Consider the following 23,918-nt stretch of genomic DNA (forward strand, 5'->3'; position numbering starts at 1 on the left):
CGGTCTCCTCTCCCGTGGCCCTTCCCACGCTGCCAAGGCGGGTGCGGACGCGGCGAGGGCCGACGGGGGTGCTTCGGGGGCCGAAGGGGCCCCGGGAGCAGGGAGCCGGGACCTGGCCGGTGTGCGGACCGCTCAGTCGGGCGCCATGTACGGCCGCCGGAAGACGCTCGTCCGTTCGGCGCCGTCGGGCCGTACCGCCGCGACCGCCCGCCCGACCGCGGCTTCCAGGCGCCCGCTGGTGTCCAGCGTGACGGCCTCCGGCCACGGTTCCGCCGCCGCCTCCATGGCCTCGCCCACATCAGGGCCGGCGTCGGACGGGCCCGGCGGGCGGGCCGCGAGCCGGTGCGCGGCGACCTCACGCGGGACCTCGCAGCGCAGCGGAACAAGATCGGCACCGTGGAGCCGGGCCGCCTCGGCCGCGGCCCTCCGCCACTCCCCCGCGTTCCAGGTCGCGTCGAGCACCACGGATTCCCCGGCGGACAGCAGCGCCGAGGCGCGGTCGATCAGCTCGCCGTAGGTGCGCCTCGTCCACTCGGGGGTGTAGACGCCCTTCTCGTACTCCGCGGGCGCGGGCCGCTCCGGCGGGAGGCCCGCCAGTTCCTTGCGCAGCCGGTCGCTGCTCAGAAGGGTGAGGCCGAGCCGGTCGGCGAGCGCGCCGGCCAGGGTCGACTTGCCGCTGGCGGGCAGACCGCCGACCAGGACGAGCCGTACCGCCGAGGTCCGCAGGTGGCGCACCGTGATGTCGGCGAACCGTTCCGCCTCCAACCGTGCGGTGGGCACGCCCTGCTCTTCCCGGAACAGGGCGACCTTGGCGCGGACGAAGGCGCGATAGGCGACGTAGTGGTGGCGCAGGGAAGGAGGCGCGTGGTCACCCGAGTACTCGCTGTACCGGGCGAGGAAGTACGCGGCGGCCTGCGGCGCCCCCAGCCGTTCCAGGTCCATGGTGAGGAAGGCGGCGTCGTCGAGACCGTCGACGTAGCGCAGTGTGTCGTCGAACTCCAGGCAGTCCAGGACGCGGGGACCGTCGTCGAGACAGAAGATGTCCTCGGCCTGCAGGTCGCCGTGGCCGTCGACCACCCGCTCCTCACGGACACGAGTGTCGAAGACGTCCTTCCGGCCGGCCAGATAGCGGCGTACGAGATGCGCTGTCTCACCGATGTGCGGCAGGGGAGGCCGCCCGTCCAGGGCATGGATCTGTTCGAAGCTCGCCTCCCAGCGGGCGAGCAGGGCGTCCCGGGTTCCCTCGTGGGAGATCACGGCGCTCCGCGGGGAATCGGCGTGGCATGCCGCGAGCACCCGGGCGGTCCGCCGCAGCGCGTCATCGACCGGTGCGCCGACAGCGACCAGATGCGCGAGTCCGCGCTCGGCCGGCATCCGGCGCATCACCACCACCGGCTCGGGCGGGCCGCCCCACGGCAGGCTGACCTCGGCGACTCCGTCGTACACGTCGGGGGCGAAGCGCCGGTTGAGCGCGACCTCCCGCTCACACGCCGCGCGCCGGGCACGAGGACTGCGGAAATCGAGGAAGCCGAGGTCGACGGGTTTCTTCACCTTGTAGGCGTGGTGTCCGACGAATACCACGACCGCGGTGTGCGTCTCGGCCACCGCTGCGGTCCGCGAGATGTCCGCGCCGCTCGGCCTTTCTCCGGAATTCGATGACATCACCGGCTCCTCCGTACAGCGACCGGCCCCACGCCGAGGCCGGGGTCCCAGCCTCTTCATGGTGCGCGGCCACTGCCCCGGTCGCGTAGGGCCGAGTAGTCCTTCCACGGACCCGTGGGGCCGGTCAGCCCTGTGCGGGGAACCGTCCGGCCCACGCGCCGGACCAGGTCCGGCGCACAGTGTGGCAGTGACAAGTGACAGAAGGGGCTCGTTCCCGAACCCGAAGGATGTGCGTTCACCATGCCGGATCACAGGCGAGGGGAATCGCGCGGGCGGACCGTCCACGCACCCCGCAGCGACCTGGGCAGGCGTGTCACGGCTCGCAGGGAACAGCTGGGACTGAGCCGGGAGGCGGTGGCCGCGCGAGCGGGATCCGTTCCCGGCTACATCGAGTTCGTCGAGGAACGGCAGTCGACCCCGGGCATCGGATTCCTGCTGCGGCTCGCCGACGCCCTGGAGACAACGGTCGACACACTGACCGGAAGCACGACGGAACTGCCCCCGGGCACGGGGCTGGCCGCCTACCATCCGGCGCTGACGACTCTCAGCACCGAGGAATGCCGTGAGCTGCTGTCCACCCACGGGGTCGGCAGAGTGGCGGTCTCCACGTGGGACGGCCCGGCCGTCGTTCCCGTCAACTACGTCGTCGTCGGCGACGACGTCGCGTACCGCACCGCTCCCGGAACAGCGGCGGCCGAGGCCGTCGGCCAGGAGGTCGCCTTCGAGACCGATCACATCGACGACGCGATGAGCAGGGGCTGGAGCGTCAACGTCGTCGGGACCGCGCGGGCCGTCACCGGCGACAACGACGTGCGGCGTCTGGACCGGCACGCACGCACCACGCCGTGGGCGGGCGGCGAGCGCCGGCTGTGGGTGTCGATCGCCCCCACCCGCACGACGGGGCGCCGTATCGACATCCAGCCCCCGGCGGGCGATTGACCCCGACGGGGCGCGCCCGGGCGCTCCAGGCTCCACCGGTACCGCCCGGACCGAAGCGCCCGGGAACCGCCCTTCCGGGGCGAGGTCTGAAGGAAGTGACGTGTTCGTGAGGCACTGAAGCCCTGGTCTCCGGCGCACGCACGAACTGCCCGGCGCCACCCGCGTGACGACGAACCGCCTTCCAGGCGCGGCTGTTACGACGCCGACCAGGCTTCCCGGCACACCTTCCACCCTCAGTGCGAGGTGAACTGCCGCCACACCATCCGCGTAACGTTCTGATCACGAAGCCGATCGGCGACCTTCCCACCCTTGTGATCCCGGTCTACGGTCCGATCGAAAACCAACCACGTGGTAATCGTTCGCAGCCGGCGCCCGTCACCACCGACACGCAGGAAGGCAGTCGACGATGATCGAGTTCGGTCCCGGATTCCTCTGGGGAGCCTCCACCGCACCGCACCAGATCGAGGGCAACAACCTCAACAGCGACTTCTGGGCGAGCGAGGGGCGGATGCCGGGCATGGAGCGCAGCGGTGACGCCTGCGACAGCTACCACCGGTACCGCGAGGACATGAAACTGCTCGCCGACGCCGGGCTCAACGCCTACCGCTTCGGCATCGAATGGGCGCGGATCGAGCCGGTCCCCGGGATGTTCTCGCGGGCCGAACTCGCCCACTACCGGCGCATGATCGACACGGCCCGCGAGCTCGGCCTGACCCCCGTCGTGACCCTGCACCACTTCACCGGCCCGCTCTGGTTCGCCGAGGAGGGCGGCTGGCTCGGTGACCGCGCCGTCGAGCGGTTCCGGGCGTACGCCGAGGCGGTGTCCCCGATCCTCGAAGGCGTCGAGTGGGTCGTCACCATGAACGAGCCGAACATGCTGGCCATCATGGTCGACATGGCGCGGGCCATGCGGAACCAGCAGGCGGCCGAGGAGTGGCAGAGCCCCACCGTCGACCACGAGGGCCCGCGACCGCCGCTGCCGGCCCCCGATGTGAAGACCGGCCAACGGCTGGTCGAGGCACACCACGCCGTCCGGGAGGTGCTGCGCGACCTCACCGGCGCCAAGGTCGGCTGGACGGTCGCCAATCGCGCCTTCGTCGCCCGCCCGGGGGCCGAGACGAAGAAGCGGGAGCTGGAGTACGTCTGGGAGGACCTGTACCTGCGGGGAGCACGCGGCGACGACTTCGTGGGCGTGCAGTCGTACTCCAGCCAGTGGGTCGGCCCGGACGGCGTCGAGCCCCACCCGCAACACCCGGACAACACACTCGTCGGCACCGCCTACCGGCCCGACGCCCTGAGCATCGCGGTACGGCACACCGCCGAGGTCACTGGTGGCATGCCGATCCTGATCACCGAGAACGGGATCGCCACCCGGGACGACACCCGCCGGATCGCCTACACCCGCGAGGCCCTGGACCACCTCGGGGCGGCGATGGCCGGAGGCGCCGGCAACGGCGACGTCACCGTCGATGTGCGCGGCTACCTGCACTGGAGCCTGCTGGACAACTACGAGTGGGGCCACTGGGAGCCGACGTTCGGCCTGGTCGAGGTCGACCGGGAGACCTTCGAGCGCCGCCCCAAGCCCAGCCTCGCGTGGCTGGGCGAGACCGCTCGCCGCGCGTGCCGCTGACCGCTCCCCGCCACCGGAGGACACACCGTGCAGGTATCCGTTCCCGACGTCTCGTCGCGGCCCCTGGCCGAACTGATCTCGCTGTCCGGACGGCGCGCCGTCGTGACCGGCGCGGGCCGCGGACTGGGCCGCGCCGTCAGCCGGCGCCTGGCCGAGGCGGGAGCGGACGTGCTCGTCGCCGACATCGCGCACGAGCTCGCCGCCACCGTCGCCGAGGACCTGAACACCCGCCGCCCCGGCTGTGCGCTCGCCGCCCACCTGGACGTCACCGACGCGGAGAGCGTGGCCGCGGCCGCCGACCTGGCGGTCCGGGAGCTGGGCGGGCTCGACATCTGGGTCAACAACGCCGGGATCTTCCCCAGCGTCCCCGCGCTGGAGATGTCCGGCGGTACGTGGGACGAGGTGTTCGCCGTGAACACGCGCGGTGTCTTCCTCGGCTCCCGGGAGGCCGCGCGCCGCATGCGCGAGGCCGGGAGCGGCGGTGTCATCGTCAACGTGGTCTCCACGGCCGGGTTTCGGGGGACGGCCCCCGGGCTCGCCGCGTACGTGGGTTCCAAGCACGCGGTGCGCGGGATCACCCGGCAACTCGCCCTTGAATTCGCCCCGTTCGGCATCCGGGTACTGGGCGTCGCACCGACGTACGTACCGACCGAGGGGAACATGGCGGCGGCCGCGGCGGCCCTCGCGGACAGCCGCGCTGCCGGAAGCACCGGGAACACCGAGGCCCGCAGGGATGCCGGAAGCACCGGGAACGCCGAAGCCCCCGCGGACGCCGGAACCACCGAAGTCCCCACGGACGCCGGGGACATCGCGTCCGTGATGCGCCCGAGCCTGCTCGGCCGGCTCGGGGTACCTGACGACATCGCCCGGGTGGTGCTGTTCTGCGCCGGCGACCTCTCGGCCTTCATGACAGGGAGCACGCTTCTCGCCGACGCCGGCGAAACGATCTGATCCGCGACGCCGCACCAGCCCCGGCCCCGTCGCCGCTCGGACCACTGCCCGGCGACCACACGCAGGAATGTAGGAGCCCCATGCTCGCGCCCCGCACCAGCCCCACCCGCGACGTCGTCAGCCTCGACGGCCTCTGGCGGTTCGCCCTCGACACCCGCGCCGGTGCCACCCCGTGGATGTCACGCCTCCCCTCGCCCCTCGAAGCGCCCGTCCCCGCCAGCTACAACGACCTGTTCGTGGAGGCGGAGATCCGTGACCACGTCGGGATCGCCTGGTACCAGCGCGACGTGCGGGTGCCGCGCGGCTGGGCGGGGGAACGGGTGGTCCTCCGCTTCGGCTCCGTCACCCACGCCGCGCGGGTCTACGCGGACGACCGGCTCGTGGCCGAACACACCGGCGGCTACACCCCGTTCGAGGCGGATCTGACGGGAATCGTCCGTCCCGGCGCGGAGTTCCGGCTCACGGTCGGTGTCGACAACCGGCTGACGAACGAGACGATCCCGCCCGGCACCGTCACCACCGGCCCCGACGGGCGCGCCCGCCAGTCGTACCTGCACGACTTCTACAACTACGCGGGCATCGCGCGCCCGGTCCGCCTGTGCAGCACGCCGCCGGCCTTCGTCGAGGACATCACGGTCGTCACCGGACGGGACGGCCCGGCGGGCACCGTCGACTACCGCGTGGAGACCGGCGGCGAGGCCGCCGGCGTGACCGCCGTCCGGGTGCGCGCGACCGACGAGGCGGGCCGGACCGTGGCGGAGGCACACGGATCCGAAGGTACGTTGCGCATCGAGGATGTCACTCTCTGGCAGCCCGGTGCCGGCTATCTCTACGACCTCGTGGTGGAGCTGACAGCCGACGGCGAAACCGTCGACAGCTACCCCCAGCCCTTCGGTGTCCGCACCGTCGAAGTGCGGGGCACCGAGTTCCTCGTCAACGGCGAGCCGTTCTACTTCACCGGTTTCGGCAAGCACGAGGACACCCCCGTTCGGGGCAAGGGCCACGACGACGCCCACCTCGTCCACGACTTCCAGCTCATGCGGTGGACCGGCGCCAACTCCTTCCGCACCTCGCACTACCCGTACGCCGAGGAGGTCCTCGACTTCGCCGACCGGCACGGCATCGTCATCATCGACGAGACCGCCGCCGTCGGCCTCAACCTGGGCGTCATGGGGGGCCTCACGGGGGCCGCGCCGACCCCGACCTTTGCACCGGAGAACTTCGGCGGACTCACCCGCGACGCCCACGCCCAGCACCTTCGGGAACTGATCGAGCGGGACAAGAACCACCCGAGCGTGGTGATGTGGTGCCTCGCCAACGAACCGGCCTCCAACGAGGACGGCGCGCGGGAGTACTTCGAGCCGCTGGTCGGGCTGGCCCGCGCGCTCGACCCGACCCGCCCCCTCACCTACGCCGCGGTCATGTTCGCGACGCCGCGGAACGACCTGATCGGCGACCTGTTCGACGTGCTGAGCATCAACCGCTACTACGGCTGGTACCTCTTCACCGGCGACCTGGCGACCGCCGAGCACCACCTGGAGCAGGACCTCCGCGGCTGGGTCCGGCGCTTCGGCAGACCGGTCATGATGTCCGAGTACGGCGCCGACACCCAGCCCGGCCTGCACTCCGTCTGGGACACCCCGTGGAGCGAGGAGTACCAGAGCGACTACCTCGCCATGTACCACCGCGTCTTCGACCGCATCCCCGAGTTCATCGGCGAACACGTCTGGAACTTCGCCGACTTCCAGACCTCCGCCGGCATCCACCGCGTCGACGGCAACAAGAAGGGCGTGTTCACCCGCGACCGCAAGCCGAAGACGGCCGCGTTCGCGCTCCGCCGCCGCTGGCGCGGCCTGGCCGGACGCAAGCCAGGACCTGCCACGCACGACTGACACTTCTCCCCCCACCCGTTCCCCCGGCATCCGGCCGACGCGGTCGCACCCGACGGCGCGGCGCCCGGGGATGCGGCGGGCCGCCGGGTCGGCCCGGTCACACTCCGCTCCGCGGCCGGCCCCACCGGATCAGGCGCGAACGCGTGTGCCGCCCTCCGCCAACCGCCGTGCCCCCGGCGGACATGAGACGAAGGAGTCCTCATGCCTCAGAACGATCGTGACACCAGCGTGACCGGTCCCCCGCCGGCCGAGCCGGAAAGAGAGGACGGCGAAGAGCACGCGGAGCCGGCGCAGCGCGACGGCGGGCAACCGGCCGACACCCTCGGGCCGACGGCCCCGCCGCTGAAGAAGGTCGGCGCGGGCTACATCTCCTGGATGATGATCGGCAACTTCGGGGCCTCGCTGGCGCTGATGGTTCCGCTGTCGTACTCGCTGGCCCTGCGTATCTCCGAACTCACTCCCGGACGCGAGGAACTGCTCGGATACGTCACCGGGTCGGCCCAGTTCGTCTATCTGGTCCTCAGTCCCCTGATCGGGTTCTGGAGCGACCGGACGCGCTCCCGCCTGGGCCGCAGGACACCGTTCCTGATCACCGGGACGGTCCTCGGCGTCATCGCGCTCTTCGGTGTCAGCGCCGCGCCGACCGTGTTCCTGGTGGGCCTGTCGTGGGTCGTCGGCATGGTCGGCTGGTCCACGGCGGGGCAGGCCATCCAGAACGTCCAGGCCGATCGCGTGCCCGAGGAACAGCGCGGCCGCGTCTCGGCGTTGACCGGTGTCACGAGCCAGGTCGCGCCGGTGATCGGCATCGGCATCGCGTACGCGGTGGCCTCCAGCACCCTCCTGGTGTTCCTGGTCCCGGGCGTCCTCGGCGCCGCCTTGCTGCTGCTGTTCCCCGTCTTCAAACCGGAAGGGGACTCCCGTGAACTCGTCCGTACCGGCGATGTGACCCTCAGGGGGCTCGTCGCCAGCTACGGATTCAGTCCGCGGCGGTACCCGGACTTCGGCTGGAACTGGCTCGGCCGCTTCGTCTTCTTCATGGGCCTGTACTTCAACACCACTTTCGGCACGTTCTTCTACGCCCAGCGGCTCGACCTGCCCATCAAGGAGGTCGCCGGTGTCGTGGCGACGATCGGGACCATCGGAATACTGGCGGCGGCGGGCGGCGCCATCGGAGGCGGCTTCCTCTCCGACAAGCTCGGCCGGCGCAAGCTGTTCACCCTGATCGGCTCCGGGGTCTTCGTCGTCGGCGCCGTCGTGGAGGCGTTCGCCCACTCGCTGCCGCAACTCGTCATCGGCGCGGTGCTGATGCAGCTGGCCATCGCGGTGTTCAGCGCGGTCGACCAGGCGATCGTGTTCGCCGTCCTCCCGGACCGGGCACAGGCCGGCCGCTATCTCGCGGTCGTCGCGTTCGCGCAGAAGATCCCCAGCGCCATCGCCCCGCTGATCGCCCCGCTCATCATCACCATCGGTGTGACGGGCGGTGAGAAGAACTACACGCAGCTCTATCTGAGCGGCGCGGTCCTCGCCCTGGCCGGCGGCCTGATCATCAAGTTCAAGGTCAGGTCGGTCCGGTGACGCGTCCTACCCCTCACGTCACCGATCCCACAGAAGGCAGAGCATGAACACTGCGCCGTTCGACCTGCGTATCGCCAGCGGTGGTGACCAGTTCGCCGTGTCGGGTCCCGCACCCCGCCTGTCGTGGAAGCCGCCGTCGGGCGTGGGACTTCCGCGCGGATACGAGCTGGAGTGCGCCGTCGACGGTGCGGCGCGGCCCGCCGTGCGGGCCGCGCCCGGCCGGCACCGGTTCCTCCCCTGGCCCTGGGCGGCGCTGCGCAGCGGCCGGCGGGTGGCCTGGCGGGTGCGGGCCGGGCACACCGAGGGCCCGTCGCCGTGGTCGGAGTGGAGCACGTTCGAGGTCGGGCTCCTCGACGAGGACTGGCGGGCGCGCTGGATATCGCCGGCCGAATCCGGCGACCCCGGCTACGGCAGGCGCCCGGCCCACACCCTGACGACACGGTTCGAGGCACGGCCCGAGGTGCGCTCGGCGCGGCTGTACACGACGGCACTCGGTGTGTACGAGGCGTACGTGAACGGCGAGCGGGCCGGTACCGCCGAGCTGTCCCCGGGGTCCACCTCCTACGACCGTACCCTCTACGCCCAGGCGGCGGATGTCACGGCCGCTGTCGAGGCGGGAGGCAACCTGATCGAGATCGTCCTCTCCGACGGCTGGTACCGGGGCCAGGTCGGCGCTTTCCGCCTGCCGGCCGGCTGGGGGACCGTACCGGGGGCGCGCGCGGAGCTGCACATCGCGTACGGGGACGGTTCACGGCAGGTCGTGCGCAGCGACGAGACCTGGACGAGCACCCGGTCGGCCATCACCCGGGCCGGCCTCATGGACGGGCAGACGACCGACTTCCGGGACAGGCCCGGCACCGGGCGGCCGGTCCTCGTGGACCAGGTCGAGGCGCCCGCGATCGACTGGTCGCCCGCGCCGCCCGTGCGCGTCGTGGAGTCACGTCCGGCCCTGCGGGTCGAGCGGGTCGAGGACGGGTGCTGGACCGCCGACTTCGGCCAGAACGCCTCCGGCTGGATCGCCCTGAGCGAGCTCGGGCCGGCCGGCACCCGCACCGTCGTCGACTACGGCGAGCATGTCGGCGCCGACGGCGACCTGACCACCGCCCACCTGGACTCCGTACGTCCCGGTGCGGAACCGGTCCCCTTCGTGCAGCGCGACGAGGTGGTGTCGGCGGGGCGGGGCGAGACGTTCGAGCCACGCCACACCGTGCACGGCTTCCGGTACGCGCGTGTACGCCGCGCCGGGGCCCCGCTCGATCCCGCGAGCATCTCGATGCGCGTCGTCCACACCGACCTCCGTCGCACCGGTGCCTTCGCGTGCAGCGACGACGACCTCAACCGGCTGCACGAGATAGCCGATTGGAGTTTCCGCGGCAATGCCGTCGATGTCCCCACGGACTGCCCGACCCGCGAACGCCTCGCCTGGACCGGCGACTACCAGGTCTTCGCACCGACCGCCACACGCCTGTACGACGTCCTCGGCTTCAGCCGCAAATGGCTCCGCTCGGTCCGCGACGACCAGCTGCCCGACGGCCGGATCGCCAACTTCTCGCCCGACGGCCGCCGTATCAAGCACCACCTCGACGACCAGTTCGCCATGATGACCGGCTCGGCGGGCTGGGGCGACGCGGTCGTCGCCGTCCCCTGGGAGATGTACGTGTCCTACGGCGACCGGGAGGTCCTCGCCGAGAACTGGGAGGCGATGGTCCGCTGGGTCGAGTGGGCGCTCGCGACCGCCCGCACCGCGCGCCACCCCTCCCGTACCGAGCGCTCGGCCGAACCTCTCCCTCATGAGCGGTACCTGTGGGACGGCTCCTTTCACTGGGGCGAGTGGACCGAGCCGAAGGCGAAGGCGTCGGACGGCACGCCCGTCGACCCGGTCAGGACCGATCCCGTCGCCTGGTTCACGGCCGACAAGGGCGAGGTCGGCACGGCGTTCCTCTACCGCTCGCTGTCGACCCTCGCCGATGTCGCGAGGGTACTGGACCGTACCGAGGACGCGGCCCGCCACACCCGGACCGCCGAGCGGGTCCGCGACGCCTGGCGCACCGAGTTCCTCACCCCCGACGGACGCACCACCGGCGACACCCAGGCCGGCTATGTGCGCGCGCTCTCCCTCGGACTCGTCCCCGGCGCGTTGCGGAGCGCCTCCGCCGCGCGTCTCGTCGAACTGATCCGCGCCGCCGACACCCACCTCGGCACCGGCTTCCTCGCCACCGGTGACCTGCTCCCCGTGCTCTGCGACACCGGCCATGCCGACGTCGCCTACGAGTTGCTCTTCCGGCGCACCGCACCGTCCTGGCTGTACATGCTCGACCACGGCGCGACGACCATCTGGGAGGACTGGGAGGGTGTCGACGGGAAGGGAGACGCCCACGACTCCCTGAACCACTACAGCAAGGGCGCCGTGATCCGCTTCCTGCACACCCACACGCTGGGGCTGCGGCAGGCACCGGGGTCGGTGGCCTGGGAGTCCTTCGAGGTGGCGCCCGTACCCCACCCGTCGCTGGCATGGGCCCGAGGCACTCACGTGTCGCCGCAGGGCACGATCTCGGTGGAGTGGCGGATGAGCGGCGGCGAGCTGACCCTCACCGTCGACGTGCCGCCGGGCACCACCGCGCGCGTCGTCTTTCCCGACGGCACCGCCGGGACCGCGGCCCCGGGCACCTTCCGTGCCACCCGCCCCATGGGGAACGCGCGTTGAGCCGACGGCCGGACGCGACCCGGCAAAATCCGACCGCATGGTAATTTTCAGCCAGCATTGCCACGCGTTGCCACGCGAGGACCCGCGCGAACCGGCACCGCCGAAGGGAGCGAGCACACCGTGGGTGAGGCGAAGGGGCGTGGGCCGTACGCCAAGACACCGGCCCGCCGAGCGGAGATCGTACGGGCGGCACGTGACAGTTTCGCCGAGAACGGCTATGCCAAGGCCTCCCTGCGGGACATCGCGGAGCGGGCCGGCATCACCCACGCCGGGCTCCTCCATCACTTCCGCAACAAGGAGGAACTCCTCGCCGAAGTGCTCGCCGAGCGGGACTCCGAGGAGTGGCAGCAGGGCCTGGCCCAGGTCGAACATCCGGAGCAGCTCGCGCCCTACCTCGGCGAGCTCATCCGTCATCACCAGAAGGCCCCCGAGTTGATGCGCCTGTGGATCGAACTCGCCGCCACGGCCTCACGCCTGGATCATCCTGCTCATGCCTACTTCGTCGAGCGGTACGAACGCGGGCGCGCGCAGTTCGCCGAGGGCTTCCGCGACGCGGCGGACCACGGCCGGCTGCGCGAGGAGCTCAGCCCCGAGAGCGCCGCGGTGCTCTTCCATGCCGTACTCAACGGCCTTCAGCTGCAGTGGGTACTCGACCAGGATATCGACGTCACCGGACCTCTCAACGACTTCGTGCGCCTGCTCCTCGACCGGGACGACAGGGGCGACGGGGACGGCCCTTCGGGCCGCCGGCGCCAAAGCGGTCACTCGTCGTAGCGGTAGAAACCCCGGCCCGTCTTCCGGCCCAGCGTGCCCGCGGCGACCATACGGCGCAGCAGCGGGGGCGGGGCGTGCAGCGGCTCCTTGAACTCCTCGTACATCGACTCCGCGACGGACTGCGCGGTGTCCAGGCCGATGAGGTCGAGCAGCCGCAAGGGCCCCATGGGGTGGGCGCAGCCGAGGACCATGCCCGCGTCGATGTCCTCGGCGGAGGCGAAGCCGGACTCGAGCATCCGGACGGCGGACATCAGGTAGGGAACCAGAAGGACGTTGACGACGAATCCGGACCGGTCCTGGGCCCGGATCGCGGTCTTGCCCAATCGTGTGGTGACGAACTCGGTGACGTGGTCGACGACGTGGTCGGAGGTGAGCTGTGTGGGAACGATTTCGACGAGCTTCTGCACCGGGACCGGGTTGAAGAAGTGCATGCCGATGACACGGTCCGGTCGGTCGGTGCACGCCGCGAGATCCATGACGGGGATGGAGGAGGTGTTGGACGCGATGATCGCGTCCGGGGACCGGAGCACCTTACCGAGCGTCGCGAGGGTGGCGGTCTTCACCTCGAATCGTTCGGCCACGGCCTCTATGACCAGGTGGCGGTCGGCGAAGTCCCCCAGATCGGCGGAGAAGGCCAGCCGTGACAGCGCCGCGTCCCGGTCCTCCTCGGAAAGCTTGCCGCTGCGGACGCCACGGTCGAGGGAGGCGATGACGCGACGCCGGCCGGCCACCGCCGCCTCGGGACCGACCTCGCCGACAAGGACGTCGAGACCCGCGCGAGCGCAGATCTCGGCGATTCCGGAACCCATCAGCCCGCAGCCGACGACCCCTACTGTGACGATCTCACCCATGCGAAAAGCCTCTTCTCATCGAGGTAGCGGCTGGACCGGTCGACGCCGTCCGGGCCCACCGCTCAGCGCCGCGGAGAGACGACGAACAGGTATCCTCGCCAGAGTATGGCACCAAGTACCACTGGTAGAGGAACTAAGTCCCCTCCGGGAAAGGGGGCGACGTGGGGCGTGGTTCAGGTTTCGTCGAGGGTGGCCTCGACACCCCGGACCACGCGCCACATCGGCGTTCCGCGTTTCGCGATGAGCACCACCACGTCGTCCATCGCGCCTTCCCCCTCCCCGGGAGCCTCGGCCCCCGGGCCCCAGGTACTCCGCACATACTCCAGGGCGTGGTCCACGCGGGCCGTGACATCCCCCTGACCGCCGGAGCGAAGCCATGAACGGAGCGCGTTGTTGTGGGCCGCGACGACGGCGGCGGCGATCACGTCCGCCCGCAGGGTTCCGCCGGACCAACCGGTGAACCTCCGGCGCAGGTAGTCGGCGAGGGCGCGTTCGTATCGCCAGACCACGGACAACTCATGGTTGCGAAGCCCGGGCACGCTCCTGGTCAGCCGATAACGCTGCACGGAGAAGGACGGATTGGCCGCGTACATCCGCATGACCAGGCGCGCGGCGTCACAGACACGCGCCACCGGCTCCTCCTCGCCGCTGCCGTGGCGCAGGAAGTCCGTCATCTCCGCGAGGCATCCCTCGTGGTCGGGGAAGACCACGTCCTCCTTCGACGGGAAGTAGCGGAAGAAGGACCTCCGCCCCACCCCGGCGAGCTTGACGATGTCGTCGACCGTGGTCTGCTCGAACCCGCGCTCCGAGAACAACTCGAACGCCGCCTCGACAAGGGCGCCCCTCATCGAGGGCTTCGCAGCGCCGTCGCCGGATCCCGGACCGTGTCCCTGTACCGCGTTCATACCGGGAACCTAACACCGGAGGGAGCCTGCCCACGGCGACGGCGCCTCCTGCGCGGGCGGGAGACGCAGGTGTCGACCTATGACACTGAGTGTGCATATTCCAGGGTACTGAGTACCTCGGATCGGATGTCGAGGGCCCCCTCCAGGTCCAGCGGACCACAAGGGCACACGATCTGCCGCGAGTTGCCCGCGTCGGGCCGCGTACGCAGGGGAACGGTGAGGGTGCCGTCGCCGGTGAGCGTTTTGCGGACGAAGTAGAAGCTGTCGTTGACGGCCTCGCCGCCGGGGCCCTCCGGGTACGAGGCGGAGCCGGCGCCGCTACCTCCGGGGGCGGGGGCGGCCGTGCCGAGCAGGCCGACCACGATCGTCACCAGGAGCGCCCCCGCCATGGCGAGGACCCAGCCGCGTACCGTACGGAACTTCGTCCACTCGGCGTGCAGCGTCCTGAGGAACCCGCCCCGCTCGGCGCGCCGCGTGGCCGGGGGGCGAGGGGTGAGGGTGGCGGTCATCGCGTGGCCTCCCCCGCCGGGATGCCCCGGTACTCCACCGCGTCCCGGGTGAGCTCCATGTACGCCTCTTCGAGCGTCGCCCGGTGCGCGGACACCTGGGAGAACGGCACCTCGTTCCGGGCGAGCAGGGCCACGATCTCCTCGTCGGGCAGGCCCGTGACGCCGAGGGTGTCGGGGCCGGTGGCGAGAACGGTGGCGCCCGCGCCGTGCAGGACCTGGGCGGCGCGCGGAGGCGCGGAGGTACGCAGGGTGACCCGGCCGCCGGACGCCTCGGCGAGCAGTTCGGACACGCTGGTGTCCGCGCAGGGTGCGTCCGAAGGGGGCGTCGAGCCCGACGTCGGTGGCGGTGACGGGGTCGAGGACGTCGGGCCGGAACAGCACCAGGGTGCCGGTCGCCGCGCCGAGGTCGCCGAAACGCTGTACCTGGCCGGGGCGGACCCACAGCCAGGTGCTGTCGGTGACGGCGAAGTCGGCGAAGTCGACCATGTGCCGGAGCAGCCCCTGTTCCACCGTGAGAGGCAGGTGGAAGTCCGGGCGCTGTGCGCGGCCGGCTCCCTCGGCGTCCCGCGCGCCGTCCGCCCCGCCGAGGCGGTGCATGCGGCGGCGCAGTTCGGCGATCGGCATCACCTCGACCCCGACCGTGCCGGGCGCGGGCGGGACGTACGGGATCTCCGGGATCGCTTCGTGTCCGTTTTTCACCACGCCGAGACCTCACCGTACCTGGGCGGAACCTTTCGCGGCTTCTACGTTTGAAGTCAGTGGGGAGCATATGCGGCGGTAAGGATGTCGCAGCTCCCGGCCCCTACCGATGACTCACTTCTACCCGTGTCAGGAGGCCCCGCATGACCGACCTCATCCGTCTGACGTACGCGTTCGACGCCTCCTGCGGCTGGTGCTACGGCTCGGGCCCGGCGCTGCGGGAGTTCACCGGCCGCAACGCGGACCGTATCGGGCTGCGAGTGTTGTCCGGCGGCCTCTTCTCCGGCCCGCGGGCCCTGCCCCTGGCGGCGTACCCGCACATCCCGGGCGCCGACCGGCACATCGCCACCGCTACCGCCTCACCGCCCACCGAACCACCACCACAGATCACGAAGGAAAGCACCGTCATGACGAACATCGCTGTTTACGGAGCCAACGGCACCATCGGCTCCGCCATCGTCCGCGAGGCCCTCGACCGTGGCCACACCGTCATCGCCGTCGTCCGCGACCGCGCCAAGGTCACCGAACGCCACGCGAACCTGACCGTCACCACCGGCGACATCCTCGACAGCCGGTCGGTCGCCGCTGCCGCGAAGGGCCAGGACGTCGTCGTCAGCGCTGTCGGCGGCGGTGACGGCCCCGGCCACATCGCCACCATCAAGCCTGCCGCCGTCGCCCTCGTCGAAGGGCTGCGGCCCCTCGGCGGGCAGGCACCCCGCCTGATCACCGTCGGCGGCGCCGGCTCTCTGCGCACCCCCGACGGCAAGCAGGTGTGGGACGCCCCGGGCCTGCCCGACTTCCTGCTGCAGATCATGCACGCCCACGGCGACGCCCTCGACTACTACCGGACCGTCACCGACGTCGACTGGACCAACATCAGCCCCGCGGCCATGATCGAGCCCGGCGCGCGCACCGGAAGCTACCGCACCGCCGTGGACGACCTCGTCAGCGACGACGACGGCAACAGCACCATCTCCGTGGAGGACTACGCGGTCGCCCTCGTCGACGAGATCGAGCGGCCGGGCCACCGCCGGCAGCGCTTCACCGTCGGCTACTGACCGACAGGGCGCAGCGGGGTGCCGAGCCCCCGCGGGTCTGCCCGGGGGGGCTCGGCACCCCGCTGCTCGGCGACCGGCCGTGGCACGGAAGTGCTGCGCGTCGGCGGCCGGGCACGGCCGGTAGAACGCTACAACCGCGCACCGACCACCTGATGGACCGAGGATATGGCGCTCGCCCCTTCCCCGACCATCCGGACAGCCTCCCAACGGCCTGGTACCCGGGTACGGCTTCGCGATCAACGTCGCGGCCGGCCTCGAAGCGCTCGACGACGCCGGCACCGTGATCATTCCGGGTTACGACGACATCGACGCGGCCTGTCGACCGAGCTTCTGGCCGCACTGCGAGCAGCTCACGCCCGTGGCGCCCGACTCGTCTCCATCTGCACCGCGGCCTTCGCCCTTGCCGCCGCCGGGCTGCTCGACGGGCGCCCCGCGACCACCCACTGGCGGCACGCCGAGCAGTTGCGTCAGCGCTACCCACACGTCGATGTCCTGCCGAATCAGCTCTATGTCGACGACGGCGACATCCTCACGTCCGCCGGCGTGACCGCGGGAATCGACTTGTGCCTGCACCTGATCCCCACCGACCGCGGCGCCGGGGAGGCCAAGCACAGTTCATCGACCGCTTCCGCCCCGAAGCGATCGGAGAGGAACTCGCGCCCCTGCGGGAGTGGATGCTCGACAGCCTCGCGGAGCCCCTGACCATCGGCCGCCTGGCGGAACGCGCCAACATGTCACGGCGGACACTGATCCGCCGCTTCCGCGAGGAGACCGGCACCCCGCCCATGACCTGGCTGACCGACGCACGCATCGACCGAGCACGCGAACTGCTGGAGGCGACCACCGTGCCCATCGAGCAGATCGGCCGCCTGACCGGTCTCGGTGCTCCCGCTTCCCTGCGGGCCACATTCCATCGGCACCTCGGCACCTCCCCTCAGGAATACCGGACCCTGTTCCGTCACAAGGACGAGACAGCGGACGCGTGACCGTCGGAACGTCCGCGCGAGACACCTGGTTTCAGGATCCCTACAACGGTGTACGGGTGGACAGCACACCGGCGTCGAACGCGCGGACCGCGTCCAGTACGCCCTCCAAGGCCGGCATGTCGACACTGACGGAGATCCGGCCGCAGATCGAGGCCGGCAAGCTCCGGGTCCTCGCGATCAGTGGCAAGGAGTCCCCGAAGGGGATGGACGCTCCCACCCTGACGCAGCTCGGATACGGCGAGGCCAGCACGGAAAGCATCGGCGGTGTGATGGCCCCGCCCGGACTCGGCGACGACGAACAGCAGGCCGTCGTACGGATGGTGGACCGGATGCGGCGTACGTCGTGCTGGAAGCAGACCTTGGAGCAGAACGACTGGAAGGCGGTGTGGCTGCCGGGCGACACGTTCGGGGCCGTCATCGACCGGCAGCAGAAACAGGTCACACAGGTGCTGAAGGAAGTGGGGCTGACCTCATGAGCACACAGCAGGAGGCGTCCCCCGAGGCCCCCGGGACGTTCTGGGGCCCGCGTGTCGCGGCGCTGCTCTTTCTCGCGGCGGGGGTGATCGTACTGGGCTGGGCGTTCGCCATCCCCGAGCGGGCCACCGACCAGGATGTGGGCCCCCGGGCCTTCCCCCTGCTGGTCGGCGCCGGGCTGTGCGTATCGGCCGCGATCTCCGTGACGCAGGCCTTCCGCGGCGCCGACCGGGAACAGAACGAGCAGGCCCACGAGGAGGCCCGGCTCACCGACTGGCGTCCGGTCGCCGTCCTGCTCGCGCTGCTGGTCGGCTACCTCTTCGCGCTCAGCCCCCTCGGCTACTGGCAGTCCACGGCGGTGCTGTTCACCCTGGTCGCCCGCATCCTGGGCAGCGCCAGGCCGCTGCGCGACGCGCTGGTCGGGCTCGTGCTGGCGCTGGCCGTGTACTTCCTCTTCGACCGTCTGCTGGGCATCCATCTGCCGCCCGGCATCATCCGATTGGCGTTCTGACATGGATGTGCTCACCAACCTCGGAGACGGGTTCGCCAGCGCGTTCAGCCCGACGCATCTGCTGCTGGCCTTCGTCGGCTGCACGCTCGGCTCGCTCGTCGGCGTACTCCCCGGCCTCGGCCCCGCCACCACCGTCGCGCTGCTGCTCCCGCTGACGTACGTCTTCGACCCGGTCGGCGCGCTGGTGCTGTTCGCCGGGATCTACTACGGAGGGATGTACGGCGGCTCGACCACCGCGATCCTGCTGAACGTCCCCGGCGAGACCGCCTCGGTGCCCACCACCCTCGAAGGCCATCCCATGGCCCGCTCCGGCCGGGCCGGCGCCGCGCTGGCGACCGCCGCCATCGGCTCCTTCGTGGCCGGCACAGTCTCCACCGTCGCGATCACCTTCATCGGTCCGGCCATGTCGCGGGTCGCCGAGCGCGTCCAGCCCGCCGAGTACTTCGCCGTGATGGTCCTCGCCTTCGCCACCGTCACCGCGGTCGTCGCCGACGCCCCGGCCCGCGGGCTGTGCAGCCTCTTCCTGGGGCTCGCGATCGGACTCGTCGGCATCGACAGTCTGACCGGCCAGGTCCGCTACGCCTTCGGCGTGCCGGAACTGTACGACGGCGTCCAGGTGGTGGCCGTCGCCGTCGGGCTCTTCGCGATCGGCGAGGGCCTGTACACCGCCGCCCGCATACGACGCGCGCCCCAGGAGGAGATGCTCCCCGTGGGCGGCCGCATAGGCATGAGCCGCGAGGACTGGCGGCGCTCCTGGAAGCCCTGGCTGCGCGGTACGGCCATCGGCCTGCCCATCGGCTCGCTGCCGGCGGGCGGCGCGGAGATCCCCACCTTCCTCAGCTACAACCTGGAGCGCCGGCTCTCCCGCCACAAGAAGCAGTTCGGCAAGGGCGCGATCGAGGGTGTGGCGGGCCCCGAGGCCGCCAACAACGCGGCGTTCTCCGGTGTGCTGATGCCGCTGCTCACCCTCGTCATCCCCACCTCGGCGACGGCCAGTGTGCTGCTGATCGCCTTCCAGATGTACGACGTCCAGCCCGGGCCGCAGTTGTTCCAGACGCAGTCCGCGCTGGTGTGGACACTGATCGCCAGTCTCTACATCGGCAATGTGATGCTGCTCGTGCTCAACCTCCCGTTGATCCCGCTGTGGGTGAAGCTGCTCAGACTGCCCCGGCCGCTGCTCACCGCGGGCATCATCGTCTTCGCCACGCTGGGCGTGTACGGGCTGTCGCAGAACGCCGTCGACCTCGGCATCGCCGTGGTCTTCGGCATCCTGGGCTTTCTCATGCGCCGCACCGGCTACCCCGTGGCCCCTCTGATCCTCGGCGCGGTCCTCGGCCCCATGACCGAAACCCAGTTCCGCCGCGCACTCACCTTCAGCGAGGGTGACTGGACGGTGTTCTTCACCCGCCCCCTGTCCGCGGCCATCCTGTTCCTGGCCCTGGCGGCCCTGGTCGGCCCGGTGGCCGTACGTTCCCTGCGCGGCCGGCCGGGTCGTAAGGAAGGCGCGTCCGACCAGCCGGAGCCGACCTCGGTCAGGTAGCCCGTGACTCTCCCGCGCCGTCGAGTTCCAGGACACGGGCGGCCTGTGCGAGGGAGTCGTTCTGCTGCTGCTCGTAGAGGGCGAACGGGTCGAGGACCTGGCGCCCGATGGCACCGGACAGCCACTCGCTGTCGTAGTCGGTGCCCGCGTGCTGGTCGTTCCGTACACCGTCGCCGGTGAGGTTGGACTGGAAGATACCGGCCGCGGAGCGGGGCAGAAAGTCCTCGTAGACGATGGGGTCGGCCCGCAGCCAGCCCTGCTCCACCAACTCGCCGACGCCGGCCGGCGGCCGGCTTCCGTCCCGCGGCCGGCCGGGCGTCACATGGTAGGTGAAGTAGGCCAACCGCCGGGCGGCGAGCTGCCGTTCGGTGGAGGGCACGTGTTCCGTCCACAGGGCGCGGGCGAGTTCGCCCCGGTCGGCCGTGGGGTGGGCCGCCGCCCGTTGGTCGACGAGGGTGAGCAGCCGGTCGTAGAGGGCACGGCCTTCGCGGGTGAGGGCGATGCCGCGCGCCTCGACCTCGCCGAACCGCACCCGTAGCGCCCCGGTGAACACACTGCCGTCCGGGGCGCGCTGGGCCCGGGGCTCGGCGAGAGCGCGGAAGGACGTCTGGCGCAGCAGCAGGTCGGGACCGTCCCAGCGCGGCGGTCCCTGGATGGTGTCGATCATCTCGATGCCGCGTTCCGTCATGCGCCGGTAGAGCTCGTCGATGTCCAGGACGCGCGGGGTGAGGTGGTTGACATGGGTACTGCGGACACCGCCGATGTCCGCGGCGACGGCGGAGACCCGCTCCAGGCTCTCGTACCAGGCCTTGTCGACCGGCTCCGAGGACAGCTCGAAGGCCCGCACGGCCAGGTGGAGAAAACGCTCGGCCTCCGCTTCGGGCAGTTCCCCTTCGGCTTCGGCCCGGTCGGCGAGAGCGAGCAGCTCCGGCGGGAACAGCTCACGGCCGGCGAGGAAGGTCTCCAGGCCGGCGCGCAGACCGGTATCGAAGAACCGCGGGTCGGTCGGGGGTGAGCATGGAGGTGAAGACGCGGAAGGGGTTGCGCGCCAACTCGTCGCGGGCGATGGGGCGAAAGGCGGTGGAGACGACCGGGACCGCGCCGCCGGCGGCCTCGCGCAGGTCGTAGAAGCCGACCGGGTGCATGCCCAGGGCCCCGAAGACGCGCGCGACCTGCCGCATTTCCCGTGGAGTGCCGACCCGGATCGCGCCATGCCGCTCGGCGGTCACGCGGCTGATGGACCCCAGCCGCTCGGCTCCGGCACCCTGGGCGCGCAGCACCTCCTCGTTGACCTCGCGGGAGACATCGACAAGCGTGGTGTAGGCGGGGACCTCCCGCCCGTACATGTCGGAGAGCCGCGCGGCGAACGCGGCACGCAACTGCCACTGGCCGGTCATCGAGATCGCTGCCTTCCCGTTGGCGGGAGTCACACCCCACGGCGTGCCTTTTGGAGCAACGTACAAGACGTGGCGTGGCCGGGGAACTTCGTGGCGCATTGACGCGAGCACGTCATTGCCCTACGTTCTGGGAGCGCTCTCAGCCACCCCCAGCCGATCCCGGAGCCGCCCGTGTGGACAACGCTGTCAGTCCGGCCGCGTCATCTGGTGGCGCCGCTTGCCGTGGCACTCCTCGCCGCCCTGACCCCACAAGCCGCGGCCCCGGCGGCAGCCGCGGCCGCCGCCCCGACCGCGGCCATCTGCAACACGTACTGCGACGCCCGCGACCCGGCGCTCTCGCCGCAGGACCGTACCCCCGTCTCCACCACGCTCTTCTCCCGCTCGATCGTCCTCCACTTCGACGACCAGGACGCGATGGGCTGGGCCTCGACGGACAACGGCAGCCCCGGCGACGAGGTCTGGCTCGACCGGTCCTTCGACGGCGGGCGCACCTGGAGCTCCGGCAGCCGCCTCGGCGCCACCACCGTGGCCGCCGGACAGCGCGGCCGGCGCACCCTCATGTACAACGTGGACGACTGGAACACCAACGGGGTCGGCGCCCTGCGTGCCTGCGGCAAGGCCGGGGACCGTACGGACATCGCCTGCACCCCCTGGGCACGTACGACCTGGAACGCGTGGGACCGCCGGACCGCCGCGGCCACGGCGCAGATGCAGTTCTACAACAACGGCACCGGACTGTTCGACACCACCGGCTGGTGGAACTCGGCCAACGCGCTCACCGCGGTCATCGACAACATCCGCGTCTCGGGAATGCCCAGCTACCGGTACGCCATCGCCAACACCTACAATCGCCAACTGAACGCGCACGGAGGCCAGTTCCGCAACGACTACATCGACGACACGGGGTGGTGGGGGCTGGCCTGGATCGCCGCGTACGACGCGACCGGTGACAGCCGCTATCTGAACACCGCACGCGCGGACGCCGATCACATGGCCGCCTACTGGGACGGTGTCTGCGGCGGCGGTGTGTGGTGGAGCACCGCGAAGACCTACAAGAACGCCATCGCCAACTCCCTCTACATCCAGCTCAACGCGGCACTGCACAACCGCGTCCCCGGCGACACCGTCCATCTGGGCCGGGCCCGCGCCGGCTGGTCGTGGTTCCAGGGGACCGGGATGGTCAACAGCGCGCGCCTGGTGAACGACGGCATCGATCTGTCCACCTGCCGCAACAACGGCGCCGCCGTCTGGTCGTACAACCAGGGTGTGCTGCTCGGCGCGCTCACGGAGCTGAACCGGGCCACCCAGGACACCGCGCTCCTCACCACGGCGCGGCAGATCGCCGACGCGGCCACCACCTCCTCGTCCCTGAACACCGGCGGCATCCTGCGCGACCCGTGCGAGGGCGGTGACTGCGGGGCCGACGGCCCGTCCTTCAAGGGCGCGCACGTACGCGGGCTCGGCAAGCTCAACGCGGCGCTCGCCGACCACCCCTACACGGCGTATCTGTCCCGGCAGGCAGAGGCCGCGTACGCCCGTGACCGCAATCCGCTCGGCCAGTACGGGCTCCGCTGGAACGGCCCGCTCGACACGACGGACGCGGCACGCCAGCACAGCGCGCTCGACCTGCTGAACGCGGCGCCCTGACCTCCCGACTCCCCGCACGGAGGCGAGGCGGGGAGACAGCGGGCCACCTCCTCGGGAGCGGGGCGCGACCAGGGCCACCCGCGTTCAACCGGCCTCCCCGTGCCCATGCGACCCCGGCACTCCGACGGCCTCGGCCGGGGCCCAAAGATTGGCGTGTTCACGGCGATACGAGCGGGGTGTCAGCGCCCATACTGCGGTCTGGACCCGCCGGGCGTACCGGCCGGTCGGCACACGACAGCGGCGCGGCGGGCCCAGCCGTCGCGCCCACGAACGAGGAGACGCTCGTATGAGTGGATTACGGATGACCGGACGTCTGAGATCGCTGACCCGCCTCTTGGCCGCAGGCGTTTTCATGGTCGCTGGTCTGTCCAGTACGGCGGCGTACGCGACGGAAACGGCCCCGCTCAGCGCCGCCGCTCCGCAGCTCGGCATCCAGTTCAACGCCGACGGCGACGCGGGCCAGTGCGGCGGGAGGACCGGGGAGCAGTGGGCCCCTTCGCCGGACTGGACGCAGGCCATCCGCTTCGACACCGACAGCCGTCCCGGCGGCTGCCAGCTGGCGTTCGGCGTCTACGACCCGGACCGCACCCTCGCCGGCTCCACCATCAGCTACTCGCTCCGGCCCAGCCCCGGCGGTGAAGCCGGTCAGTGCGGGTCCTACCAGGACACCTACTCGATGCCGATCCTGCCGATCCCGGTGTTCGGGCAGGCCGTCAGGGTCGACACCGACGGCCAGCCGGGCTGGTGCAACCTCACCTTCACCGTGACGGGCAACATCGTCCTCGACGTCCAGTTCTACCCGGACGGCGACGCGGGCCAGTGCCCGGACGCTCTGCCCGCGGGCCAGTTCCGCTCCGCCTTCGTCGGCACTCCGGTCACGGTGAAGATCGACGCCGACGGCCGCTCCGGCGGCTGCCAGTTCCTGCTGCGCCTGCGGCACTTCTAGCGCCCCGTACACCCGGTTCCGTGCCGCGTCCGCGGTGCGGCGCCCCTCCGGGACTCAGCGTCGGCGAAACCAGGACAGTATGCGGTTGATCGCCTTGCCGGCGTCCCGGTCCCGGCAGTAGAACTTTCCGGCAGAGAAGGCCGGTACGTGGTGCCCTTCGGGCCGAGGTCGCGCGTGACGGGGGCGGCGGAGGCGTCGGGGGCACCGCGTGCCGGTGCAGCGCGACAGCGCGATCCGTGTGGACGGTGAGGGTGTCCCGCTGCGAGAA

General features: G+C 71.2%; 20 protein-coding genes and 2 pseudogenes. 16 read left to right on the forward strand and 6 right to left on the reverse strand.

Features of this window, described 5'->3' with window-relative positions; translation table 11 throughout:
* Positions 1–132: 132 nt before the first annotated feature.
* A complete protein-coding gene (locus AB0P17_RS28580; protein ID WP_365815052.1) occupies positions 133–1,662 on the reverse strand; it encodes an AAA family ATPase in 1,530 nt (509 codons plus the stop codon).
* Between the two features lie 240 nt (positions 1,663–1,902).
* On the opposite strand from AB0P17_RS28580, the gene AB0P17_RS28585 reads away from it, so the two are divergent.
* The 7 genes from AB0P17_RS28585 (at position 1,903) to AB0P17_RS28615 (ending at position 12,127) form a co-directional block, all read left to right on the forward strand.
* Positions 1,903–2,601, forward strand: coding sequence for a pyridoxamine 5'-phosphate oxidase family protein (locus tag AB0P17_RS28585; protein ID WP_365815054.1), 699 nt, complete (start codon positions 1,903–1,905; stop codon positions 2,599–2,601).
* Between the two features lie 406 nt (positions 2,602–3,007).
* Positions 3,008–4,231 carry a family 1 glycosylhydrolase gene (locus tag AB0P17_RS28590; protein WP_365815056.1) on the forward strand — a complete coding sequence of 408 codons (1,224 nt, stop codon included), beginning with the start codon at positions 3,008–3,010 and terminating at the stop codon, positions 4,229–4,231.
* Between the two features lie 27 nt (positions 4,232–4,258).
* Positions 4,259–5,182: an SDR family NAD(P)-dependent oxidoreductase gene (locus tag AB0P17_RS28595; RefSeq protein WP_365815058.1), complete on the forward strand. Its 924-nt coding sequence runs from the start codon at positions 4,259–4,261 to the stop codon at positions 5,180–5,182.
* 80 nt (positions 5,183–5,262) lie between these two features.
* Positions 5,263–7,074 (forward strand): beta-glucuronidase, encoded by a 1,812-nt coding sequence (uidA, locus tag AB0P17_RS28600; protein ID WP_365815060.1) that lies wholly within the window; start codon positions 5,263–5,265, stop codon positions 7,072–7,074.
* Positions 7,075–7,275: 201 nt separating this feature from the next.
* Positions 7,276–8,649, forward strand: a complete 1,374-nt coding sequence (locus tag AB0P17_RS28605) for an MFS transporter (protein WP_365815062.1) — start codon at positions 7,276–7,278, stop codon at positions 8,647–8,649.
* Between the two features lie 43 nt (positions 8,650–8,692).
* Positions 8,693–11,353 carry a family 78 glycoside hydrolase catalytic domain gene (locus AB0P17_RS28610; protein WP_365815064.1) on the forward strand — a complete coding sequence of 887 codons (2,661 nt, stop codon included), beginning with the start codon at positions 8,693–8,695 and terminating at the stop codon, positions 11,351–11,353.
* 120 nt (positions 11,354–11,473) lie between these two features.
* Positions 11,474–12,127, forward strand: a complete 654-nt coding sequence (locus AB0P17_RS28615) for a TetR/AcrR family transcriptional regulator (RefSeq protein ID WP_365815066.1) — start codon at positions 11,474–11,476, stop codon at positions 12,125–12,127.
* Here AB0P17_RS28615 and AB0P17_RS28620 read toward each other — a convergent pair.
* The 4 genes from AB0P17_RS28620 to AB0P17_RS28635 all read right to left on the reverse strand — a co-directional run bounded on the left by AB0P17_RS28620 (position 12,115) and on the right by AB0P17_RS28635 (position 14,682).
* On the reverse strand, positions 12,115–12,978 hold the full coding sequence (locus tag AB0P17_RS28620; protein WP_365815068.1) for a 3-hydroxybutyryl-CoA dehydrogenase: 864 nt from the start codon (positions 12,976–12,978) through the stop codon (positions 12,115–12,117). The genes AB0P17_RS28615 and AB0P17_RS28620 overlap by 13 nt on opposite strands.
* A 173-nt stretch (positions 12,979–13,151) precedes the next feature.
* On the reverse strand, positions 13,152–13,883 hold the full coding sequence (locus AB0P17_RS28625; protein ID WP_365815070.1) for a TetR family transcriptional regulator: 732 nt from the start codon (positions 13,881–13,883) through the stop codon (positions 13,152–13,154).
* Between the two features lie 77 nt (positions 13,884–13,960).
* Positions 13,961–14,392: a hypothetical protein gene (locus AB0P17_RS28630; protein ID WP_365815072.1), complete on the reverse strand. Its 432-nt coding sequence runs from the start codon at positions 14,390–14,392 to the stop codon at positions 13,961–13,963.
* Positions 14,389–14,682, reverse strand: coding sequence for a hypothetical protein (locus AB0P17_RS28635; RefSeq protein WP_365815074.1), 294 nt, complete (start codon positions 14,680–14,682; stop codon positions 14,389–14,391). The genes AB0P17_RS28630 and AB0P17_RS28635 overlap by 4 nt, the downstream gene beginning before the upstream one ends.
* Before the next feature lie 4 nt (positions 14,683–14,686).
* Here AB0P17_RS28635 and AB0P17_RS28640 point away from each other — a divergent pair, with 4 nt between their 5' ends.
* From AB0P17_RS28640 to AB0P17_RS28670, 7 genes and pseudogenes are all read left to right on the forward strand, one after another.
* Positions 14,687–15,145, forward strand: coding sequence for a hypothetical protein (locus AB0P17_RS28640; protein ID WP_365815076.1), 459 nt, complete (start codon positions 14,687–14,689; stop codon positions 15,143–15,145).
* 353 nt (positions 15,146–15,498) lie between these two features.
* Positions 15,499–16,149, forward strand: a complete 651-nt coding sequence (locus AB0P17_RS28645) for an NAD(P)H-binding protein (RefSeq protein ID WP_365815181.1) — start codon at positions 15,499–15,501, stop codon at positions 16,147–16,149.
* 165 nt (positions 16,150–16,314) lie between these two features.
* Positions 16,315–16,668, forward strand: a pseudogene (locus AB0P17_RS28650) (DJ-1/PfpI family protein); the annotation flags it as partial.
* Between the two features lie 44 nt (positions 16,669–16,712).
* Positions 16,713–17,135, forward strand: coding sequence for a helix-turn-helix domain-containing protein (locus AB0P17_RS28655; RefSeq protein WP_365815078.1), 423 nt, complete (start codon positions 16,713–16,715; stop codon positions 17,133–17,135).
* Positions 17,136–17,191: 56 nt separating this feature from the next.
* Positions 17,192–17,611, forward strand: a complete 420-nt coding sequence (locus AB0P17_RS28660) for a tripartite tricarboxylate transporter substrate-binding protein (protein ID WP_365815080.1) — start codon at positions 17,192–17,194, stop codon at positions 17,609–17,611.
* On the forward strand, positions 17,608–18,120 hold the full coding sequence (locus tag AB0P17_RS28665) for a tripartite tricarboxylate transporter TctB family protein (RefSeq protein WP_365815083.1): 513 nt from the start codon (positions 17,608–17,610) through the stop codon (positions 18,118–18,120). The genes AB0P17_RS28660 and AB0P17_RS28665 overlap by 4 nt, the downstream gene beginning before the upstream one ends.
* 1 nt (position 18,121) lies before the next feature.
* Entirely contained in the window at positions 18,122–19,660 is a 1,539-nt protein-coding gene (locus AB0P17_RS28670; protein WP_365815085.1) for a tripartite tricarboxylate transporter permease, read from the forward strand.
* Here AB0P17_RS28670 and AB0P17_RS28675 read toward each other — a convergent pair.
* A pseudogene (locus AB0P17_RS28675) lies at positions 19,653–21,057 on the reverse strand (VOC family protein). The gene AB0P17_RS28670 and the pseudogene AB0P17_RS28675 overlap by 8 nt on opposite strands.
* 240 nt (positions 21,058–21,297) lie before the next feature.
* Here AB0P17_RS28675 and AB0P17_RS28680 point away from each other — a divergent pair.
* On the forward strand, positions 21,298–22,704 hold the full coding sequence (locus AB0P17_RS28680) for a glycoside hydrolase family 76 protein (RefSeq protein ID WP_365815183.1): 1,407 nt from the start codon (positions 21,298–21,300) through the stop codon (positions 22,702–22,704).
* Positions 22,705–23,056: 352 nt separating this feature from the next.
* Positions 23,057–23,650, forward strand: a complete 594-nt coding sequence (locus AB0P17_RS28685) for a hypothetical protein (protein ID WP_365815087.1) — start codon at positions 23,057–23,059, stop codon at positions 23,648–23,650.
* The last annotated feature ends 268 nt before the right edge of the window (positions 23,651–23,918 follow it).

Origin of the sequence: Streptomyces sp. NPDC088124 (genome assembly GCF_040685895.1) — a bacterium.
GTDB lineage: Bacteria > Actinomycetota > Actinomycetes > Streptomycetales > Streptomycetaceae > Streptomyces.

What these genes read in the sequence shown, in the direction of transcription:
- AB0P17_RS28580 (WP_365815052.1), bottom strand. Translation starts at nt 1,662, where the DNA reads ATGTCATCGAATTCCGGAGAAAGGCCGAGCGGCGCGGACATCTCGCGG.
- AB0P17_RS28585 (WP_365815054.1), top strand. Translation starts at nt 1,903, where the DNA reads ATGCCGGATCACAGGCGAGGGGAATCGCGCGGGCGGACCGTCCACGCA.
- AB0P17_RS28590 (WP_365815056.1), top strand. Translation starts at nt 3,008, where the DNA reads ATGATCGAGTTCGGTCCCGGATTCCTCTGGGGAGCCTCCACCGCACCG.
- uidA (WP_365815060.1), top strand. Translation starts at nt 5,263, where the DNA reads ATGCTCGCGCCCCGCACCAGCCCCACCCGCGACGTCGTCAGCCTCGAC.
- AB0P17_RS28605 (WP_365815062.1), top strand. Translation starts at nt 7,276, where the DNA reads ATGCCTCAGAACGATCGTGACACCAGCGTGACCGGTCCCCCGCCGGCC.
- AB0P17_RS28610 (WP_365815064.1), top strand. Translation starts at nt 8,693, where the DNA reads ATGAACACTGCGCCGTTCGACCTGCGTATCGCCAGCGGTGGTGACCAG.
- AB0P17_RS28620 (WP_365815068.1), bottom strand. Translation starts at nt 12,978, where the DNA reads ATGGGTGAGATCGTCACAGTAGGGGTCGTCGGCTGCGGGCTGATGGGT.
- AB0P17_RS28625 (WP_365815070.1), bottom strand. Translation starts at nt 13,883, where the DNA reads ATGAACGCGGTACAGGGACACGGTCCGGGATCCGGCGACGGCGCTGCG.
- AB0P17_RS28630 (WP_365815072.1), bottom strand. Translation starts at nt 14,392, where the DNA reads ATGACCGCCACCCTCACCCCTCGCCCCCCGGCCACGCGGCGCGCCGAG.
- AB0P17_RS28645 (WP_365815181.1), top strand. Translation starts at nt 15,499, where the DNA reads ATGACGAACATCGCTGTTTACGGAGCCAACGGCACCATCGGCTCCGCC.
- AB0P17_RS28665 (WP_365815083.1), top strand. Translation starts at nt 17,608, where the DNA reads ATGAGCACACAGCAGGAGGCGTCCCCCGAGGCCCCCGGGACGTTCTGG.
- AB0P17_RS28670 (WP_365815085.1), top strand. Translation starts at nt 18,122, where the DNA reads ATGGATGTGCTCACCAACCTCGGAGACGGGTTCGCCAGCGCGTTCAGC.
- AB0P17_RS28685 (WP_365815087.1), top strand. Translation starts at nt 23,057, where the DNA reads ATGGTCGCTGGTCTGTCCAGTACGGCGGCGTACGCGACGGAAACGGCC.